Source organism: Bacteroides caecigallinarum (assembly GCF_016902295.1).
Classification (GTDB): domain Bacteria; phylum Bacteroidota; class Bacteroidia; order Bacteroidales; family Bacteroidaceae; genus Phocaeicola; species Phocaeicola caecigallinarum_A.
In genome coordinates this window covers 62,278-68,985 of record NZ_JACJLQ010000016.1, presented here as the reverse complement: position 1 = coordinate 68,985, position 6,708 = coordinate 62,278, and the positions used below count along the sequence as shown (strand labels likewise).

Annotated in this window: 5 protein-coding genes; 2 read left to right on the top strand and 3 right to left on the bottom strand. The window is 39.9% G+C overall.

The genetic code is table 11. From position 1 onward, the window contains the following. Positions 1–163: 163 nt before the first annotated feature. The 3 genes from H6A27_RS07325 to H6A27_RS15140 are packed head-to-tail and all read right to left on the bottom strand — an operon-like array spanning position 164 to position 5,087. Positions 164–1,438, bottom strand: a complete 1,275-nt coding sequence (locus H6A27_RS07325; protein WP_420867847.1) for an MFS transporter — start codon at positions 1,436–1,438, stop codon at positions 164–166. Further along, complete coding sequence (locus H6A27_RS15145; protein WP_239469601.1) at positions 1,438–2,754, bottom strand: SpoIID/LytB domain-containing protein; 1,317 nt, start codon at positions 2,752–2,754, stop codon at positions 1,438–1,440. Before H6A27_RS15145 ends, H6A27_RS07325 begins: the two co-directional genes overlap by 1 nt. Beyond that, on the bottom strand, positions 2,751–5,087 hold the full coding sequence (locus tag H6A27_RS15140; protein ID WP_239469600.1) for a DUF4922 domain-containing protein: 2,337 nt from the start codon (positions 5,085–5,087) through the stop codon (positions 2,751–2,753). The genes H6A27_RS15145 and H6A27_RS15140 overlap by 4 nt, the downstream gene beginning before the upstream one ends. 231 nt (positions 5,088–5,318) lie before the next feature. Here H6A27_RS15140 and H6A27_RS07315 point away from each other — a divergent pair, with 231 nt between their 5' ends. Together H6A27_RS07315 and H6A27_RS07310 are read left to right on the top strand one after the other, a co-directional pair. After that, positions 5,319–5,828 (top strand): DMP19 family protein, encoded by a 510-nt coding sequence (locus H6A27_RS07315; protein WP_204405042.1) that lies wholly within the window; start codon positions 5,319–5,321, stop codon positions 5,826–5,828. A gap of 82 nt (positions 5,829–5,910) precedes the next feature. Then, positions 5,911–6,687: a hypothetical protein gene (locus H6A27_RS07310; protein ID WP_204508143.1), complete on the top strand. Its 777-nt coding sequence runs from the start codon at positions 5,911–5,913 to the stop codon at positions 6,685–6,687. Positions 6,688–6,708: the final 21 nt, after the last annotated feature.

Sequence of the window (6,708 nt, the reverse complement as noted above, 5' to 3'; positions counted from 1 at the left end):
TTAATATTGTTTTTCTCTTATATACAAAGTTAACTATAATGGTATAGCTTTTTTAGTGCTATCTTATGTTATCCGTCACTTCCGATTTTAAACATAGGAACTTTTTTATGTTATTATATCGCAAAGATATATGTTTATATGAAAAAACAAAAGGATAGTACATTCATTTCTTTCCAAAGCTATTATCTATTTTCAGTAGTGAGGTAACCCCAAAAGTTGCTGTAGTACATACCATAATCCAAATAAAGAACATACGATATCCCATTGTTTCCTGAAGCCATCCTGCAATCATTCCCGGAAGCATCATTCCTAATGCCATGAATGCTGTACAGATGGCATAATGTGCGGTCTTGCTTTCTCCCTGTGAGAAATAAATCAGATAAAGCATGTAGGCGGTAAATCCGAAGCCATAGCCGAACTGTTCTATAAACACGCACAGGTTTATTACAGCCAGACTGCTGTGCTGGAAGAAGCTGAGATATACATAGACAATGTCCGGAAGCGATATGGCCCATACCATAGGCCATAACCATTTTTTCAGACCGTGGCGCGAAACGGCAATTCCTCCGAGTATTCCGCCTATTGTTAGTCCGATTACTCCGACCGTACCTTGTGTGAAGCCAATCTGTTCGGTAGTCATCGCCATGCCGCCTCTTTCTATGGGGTCGAGCAGGAAAGGGATACCCATCTTAGCAAGCTGTGCTTCCGGCAGACGGTAAAGAAGCATGAAAAGTATTGCTGTGGCTGCCTGTTCTTTCCTGAAGAACGAACGGAATGTCTCTAAAAATGAAGAGAATATTCCGCTTGAAGAATTGTTGTGTACTGTGATATCCGATGATGGGCGCGGAAGAATATATCTGTGATACAGCCAAAGTCCGATGAACAGTCCCGAAAGAATATAGAAAGTGATGCTCCATGCGCGGCTTATGTTTCCGCCAGTAGTTTCCAGATATCCTGCAAGCATTATCAGTCCCCCCTGACCGGTGATGGTCGCCAAACGATAGAAAGTGCTTCTTATACCTACAAACAAAGCCTGTTCGTGTTGCGACAGACCTATCATATAGAAACCGTCGGCAGCGATGTCGTGGGTTGCCGAGCTGAAAGCCATAAGCCAGAATATTGCGAGAGTGGTTTGCAGAAACGAGTCTGTAGGTATTGTGAAAGCTATTCCCGCAAGCCCTGCTCCAATAAGCAACTGCATTGAAGTTATCCAGTAGCGTTTGGTCTTTATGATGTCTATAAACGGACTCCAAAGCGGCTTGATGACCCAGGGCAGATTGAGCCAGCTTGTATATAAAGCGATTTCAGTGTTCGATATTCCCATTCGCTTGTACATCACGAGCGATATTATCATTACCGCCACGTAGGGCAGTCCTTCGGCAAAATATAGCGAAGGCACCCAAGCCCACGGCGAGTGTGTTTTCATTGTATTGTTCATCAGTATAATTTTCTTATTTCAGCATTTCTATAATAATGTAAAAGAATTTTATTGTAGGAATAACCTTTTTCTCCCATTACGGCAGCGCCTATCTGACATAATCCTACACCATGTCCCCATCCGGCACCGGTTATAGTAAACTCTGAAGGAACACTGTCCGTAACATCAGTTTTGTCCACTACAAAAGCCGAACTGAACAGATGGCTTTCCGATAAAGCCCTTCGTATCTCGAGTTCCTTACCGATAACCATACTACGCCGTGTACCGACAATTTTCAGTTTTGATATTCTTCCGGATTTACCTCTTTGCATTGGTATAAGGTCTTTAATCTCACCGAAGTCAATTCCTGTTTTTCTGTGAATAAGTTCAGAAATTTCCTTTTGCGAGTATTCCACTTTCCAGCGATAGAAATCTGTGGTCTCCTGATCATAATTGTTCAGAATTTGTCTTAGCACATTCACGTCATGCGTATCGCAGAATGCTTCGGGTGTGCTGCGTATCCATTTCTCGGCATTTTCTTCAATACTGAGGTCTGGTATGGTCTGATTGTCCGTATTGTCTGAAACCGGTTGCAGATATGGATAGTCCTTATCTTCCCAACACGTATCGAATGTTTCGGATACTCCTCCACAGCATTTGGAGAATCGTGCGTCGCATATCTCATCACCATACATAAGTACCATTCCTTCTGTCTCTTTCACAGCCTTTGCTACCGATGGATTTGAGGCTTTTGTTATCCCCTGGTATCTTTGGCAATGGTCGTCGGCACATACATCGAACAGTGTATGGTCCTCACGGTCGTACCAGCGTATAAGGCAGTCCTTATCATCCTGAATATTTTGTTGTAAGGATTTATGTACGGTTTTCTTATCCCTGTTTTCAATCTGTGCAAGAAGCCAGCTTCGTGATATTATCGCATGCGATTTAAGAAATTCCAAAGACGAAGTGGCACTCATCTCGGAAGAAATCACACTCACCAGATAATCTTCAACCGGCAACACGTTTACAGCTATCACATTTTCTCCGTCTGTAATAAGTTTCAGCTTTCCGGTGAAAGTCTGTTCCTCCTGTCTTTCCCAGTGATAGGAGATACCTATGGTGACATTATGCAGTGTAAATGAGCAGTTGTCTTCCTGAGGAATGAATTCTATAGCTTCAGTCTCATTCCCGTTCAATAAAATCTTTCCGTCGGCAGTGACAGACGCTCTTAATTCTCCGGTATATGTATAGCCTTCGCCGGTATTGAACTTCCCGTTCAGTATGAGTGAAATTTCTTTGCCGGTTATTATTCCTACATTTATATAAGGCCTTTTCATAACGAAACTTCTTTGTAAATTTTTTTTATGTCTGTCTCATCTATTTTATTGAAATCCTCTTCGCGTGGAGTTACTATCAGTCCGGCCATATCCAGTGCTCCCGGACTTACGAAAATCTGTTCCCCACCTTCGGCGAAATAGCATGACGGACGGTGTTTATCTCTTGGGAAAAATGCCGCGCAGAATACATCGTCCTGTTCTCTCCAGGCAAACATGTTGTATCTTGCTTCGGACTCACCTTCATGCTTTGGCAGTGAATCCAGATAGCCGAGTAATAAGCCTGTATCTATATTGCCGGATAATGAAGTGAAAACCTTAATAGGACACACAAAACTGTTTACAGTATAGCTGTAGCAGGTGTCTCCATTTTCCATTTTGGTGGAACCGTTACATGTAGCCGATTTGAATAATTCATTCCACTGTGAGATGAAAGGAATGTCCTCTTTCTTTGCAGCCTGGAAATGAAAATGGTCAGGAGCCGAAGCGCCGCATTTCGCGCCATTATAGAATATGGCGTATCCCTGACCGAAATAATCCTCAACCTTTTCAAGAATTTTTCCGGGTAATTGCATTTCCGCTTTATCGGCAAGTGTCTGTGGTATATGCTCTTCGGATGAGATGGTCAGATGTCCCGTCAGGATAGGGTATGGGTTTATTCTGATGCTGAACTTCATCCCTGCGTCAATGTTTATGGAATCCTGTTCCTCAGGCTTGTTCTTCATGCATAGGAAGCATGGACGCGCCTCGATGGACGATTTGTCCAGCTTGGCAAGTGTGGATACGGCTCTTGCAGGATTGAACTGTACCTTTATCAGATTACCGTCGATATTGAAACATTTTGTTTTTATGTCTTTCAGCGCCTCATGATTTTTGCGACAAAGTTCCCATTTCCCGAACTGTCCGGCTGTAAAATCTTCAGCTTCCCTTTTTGCCAGTCCTTGTCTCATATTTATTTCCAGTGTACGCAGACTGTCCTTGTATGAATTGTTCTGGTTTATTTTCTCAATGCTCAATGCCGCGTCAGAATTTCCTTCCCAACGGCGGCACAGATATACCACATCGTAAACCCTTCCAATCCTGTAATTTCTTGAAAAAGCCAGCCCTAAAGCATAATCCTCGCCATAGCTGGTGTTCGGTACTCTTATCTCTCGCAGCAGAGGTGTGTAGAAGGCACGTGGAGCCCCAAGTCCGTTTATGCGCAAGGCATTGTTATGTCCGTTCTCGTCGGTCCATTCCTTATGGTCAATCACTCCCGGTGGCAATGTTTCAAGACTGAAGTTTGTCATTCTGTATGAGCCAATTACCATCGCGCATTTCTCCGTGCGGAACTTGTCCACAATGGTTTGCAGAGTATGAGGACTGCTGTAGAGGTCGTCGCTGTCAAGCTGTACGGCGTAACGTCCGCATTCAGGATGGTCTATACCCAAGTTCCAGCAACCACCTATGCCGAGGTCCGTGCGTTCCGGAACGAGGTGAATTACTTTTTTATTGTCTTTATATCGGTCTATACATTCTGTAGTTCCGTCAGTGGAATGGTTGTCAATTATAATAATGTTGAATTTGAAATCCGTTACCTGTTCGAGAACCGATTTTATTGCATTATCAATAGTCTTCACTCTGTTTCTCACAGGAATGATAACTGAAGCCTCATATTCGAAGTGTCCTTCATTTGTGTTAATCAGCTTTGTCCTTTGCGGCAGAAATGCGCCTATTTTTTTAAGATGATATGTAAAAGCCTCTTCTCGCTCAATCTGTACAGCGCGATTGCGAGGGTCAACATAATCGAACTGTTTCTCGCCTGATTTTCGCAAGTCGTCTTCCACCTCTGTATATAGAAACTCCCTGATATGTACGATTTTTGATATTCTTGACACTGCCAGTCGCAACGCGTAAAGACCGGAATACATGTAATCTTTCTGTGTTTTCAGACATTCTGTCGCTTTACGGAATATGTCTGTACGGAACATTATCAGCGAACCGAAATCGAAGTCATCGCGTACACTTCCTTCCTGATAGTCGATTACAGGATGTGGTGAGCGAATGTTTTCCTTTATAATGTAATGGTCGGAATACACCATTCCGGAATTCTGAGGAGCAAGATAGTCCGCCATACGTTCTATGGCTTTATATCCGAGTTGTAGTGGATAAGGTTTTATATAAAGTAGAATAAATTCTGTGTCCGATTGTTTTGTGATGGTCTTTATTCCTGATGTTGAATTTATTTCATTTATCCCTATCTTGTAAATCTGCTTTATTCTGCCGCATTCAGAGAATATTTGTTCCGAAATGTTTCTGTCCCCTTCAATTATGAAGCAAGTTATGCCTTTATTCATAGTCCAATTCTTTTTTTTATTGAATGCAAAGATATAAAAGTCGGTTAAGCTTAAGTTATTATTTATATGTTTTTTTATGCTGATACGTTTTAATTAAAACGCCTTGTCATTTTACTTTAAATGACAGGTCATTTTAAATCGAATGACAGGTCGTTTTTTAAAGCTATTGACTACAAAAATTTTGTATGTTTCGCGAAAAAATATTTCCTTTGTAAAAATATTATTTTACGCATGGAAATAAAGAAAATAACAGTGTCCGACGCAGATTTACGTAAGGGGGCAGAGGATGGTATGGATGCTTTCCTTAAAGTCTTTACAGACAAATACATGGAAGTGACAGGTGGAGAACTTAATGCAGAAACAATGCCTTTGCTTAATGGTTACCAACATTCATTGTTGGGATATCATTTCTTTCGTGAGGAAGTGTTGGAAGGTGGCTTCGTTCAGCTTATACAGAATGGTTACGGACTTTATATCTTTGAAAATCCGTTTGCTAAGGCTATGCGATTGTTTGGCGCAAAGGAATTCTCCAAACTGATATATGATGCTAAAGTTATATATGACGCCAATAAGGCGGATTTACAAAAGGAATGTACTGACGAGGAATTTATGGCTATGTACGAACGGTATGAGGCTTTCGATGATTTGGAAGAACGCTTCATGGATATGGAAGAGATGGTTACTGCGACAATAGCTGAATATGTGGACAATCATTTGGAAGATTTTGCGGAAATAGAATAAATTTTTTAGTTTCTCATGCAGTATTTGTACATTTGTATCATTTATAGTTTAGTTTATTAATTTTTAAAGAATATAGAGATTTATGAAGAAAACAAAGTTCGCGGTGTTTTTTACCGCATTGATGGTTATGTTGGGATTGAGTTCATGTTTGGGTGAGCCGGATCCGTATAATACAGTTACGGAAGTTATGAAAGTCAATAATTTCATGGGGTTATATTCTTTTAGTAGTATTTATGGTTATACTGTAGAGCCGAATGATCAAAGTTTGTTTACTACCAGTATAAATAATGAATTTGCACGGGTAACATATAAATATGATACAAGAACTCTTAATCTGAATTCTGAAAATAACAAAATAGATGCTGATATCCTTTATCTGGCACCTATAGATGAAATTAAATATGCTTACGAAACAATTGAAGCAAATACTGGCATGTATAAAGTTTCAAGTTCAGCAAGTTTCTTTGATAAGGTAAATATGTTTTTGGATCTGACTTATTATTACGAATATTCAAGTGATAAAGATGATTTAAAAGAAGAATTGGCTAAACATTCATTTTATTTGTCAAAGGCTAATGCTGAAGATGATGAAGATGTGAAAGATGGTACTGTAGTTTTGTATTTAAATCATGTTGTTGCAGACCCTGAAAATAATGATGATAGAAAAAATTACGGAACTGAGACTCGTCATTTTAATCTGAATTATGTTTTGGCAGGAAGTGAACCTGATGAAATAATTATCAAGTTTAAACAGAATACTTATTCTGCTGCAGTGGATGATAAAAATGCAAAAGATAGTGATATAACAATTGATTATAAATCTATTGTAGAATATTTCAATAAGAATTCTAATAATTAATCCAATATAATTCTTATTAAG

Coding starts and splice junctions, on each gene's coding strand:
- H6A27_RS15140 (WP_239469600.1), bottom strand. CDS start 5,087: ATGAATAAAGGCATAACTTGCTTCATAATTGAAGGGGACAGAAACATT.
- H6A27_RS07310 (WP_204508143.1), top strand. CDS start 5,911: ATGAAGAAAACAAAGTTCGCGGTGTTTTTTACCGCATTGATGGTTATG.
- H6A27_RS15145 (WP_239469601.1), bottom strand. CDS start 2,754: ATGAAAAGGCCTTATATAAATGTAGGAATAATAACCGGCAAAGAAATT.
- H6A27_RS07325 (WP_420867847.1), bottom strand. CDS start 1,438: ATGAACAATACAATGAAAACACACTCGCCGTGGGCTTGGGTGCCTTCG.
- H6A27_RS07315 (WP_204405042.1), top strand. CDS start 5,319: ATGGAAATAAAGAAAATAACAGTGTCCGACGCAGATTTACGTAAGGGG.